This is a genomic window from Serratia sp. HNCC26DJ206 (assembly GCF_057180605.1).
Map to the genome: position 1 here is coordinate 1 of NZ_JBXUGP010000161.1, position 337 is coordinate 337.

1 rRNA gene is annotated in these 337 nt (G+C 48.7%); it reads right to left on the reverse strand.

Features of this window, described 5'->3' with window-relative positions:
* A 16S ribosomal RNA gene (locus AC2A1E_RS24405) occupies window positions 1-205 on the reverse strand; the annotation flags it as partial.
* Window positions 206-337: the final 132 nt, after the last annotated feature.

The window sequence follows — 337 nt, forward strand, 5'->3', positions numbered from 1 at the left end:
GCCCCCACTTTGGTCCGAAGACGTTATGCGGTATTAGCTACCGTTTCCAGTAGTTATCCCCCTCCATCGGGCAGTTTCCCAGACATTACTCACCCGTCCGCCGCTCGCCGGCAAAGTAGCAAGCTACTTTCCGCTGCCGCTCGACTTGCATGTGTTAGGCCTGCCGCCAGCGTTCAATCTGAGCCATGATCAAACTCTTCAATTAAAAGCTTGATGTGCTGCAACTCGTGCAGCGATGCTCAAAGATTACTTTCTGCAAATATTCATTCGAACCGAAGTTCAAATGTTTACTGCTTTGGTCACTCTTCAAGACTTGATATTTTTTGCTACCGAAGCA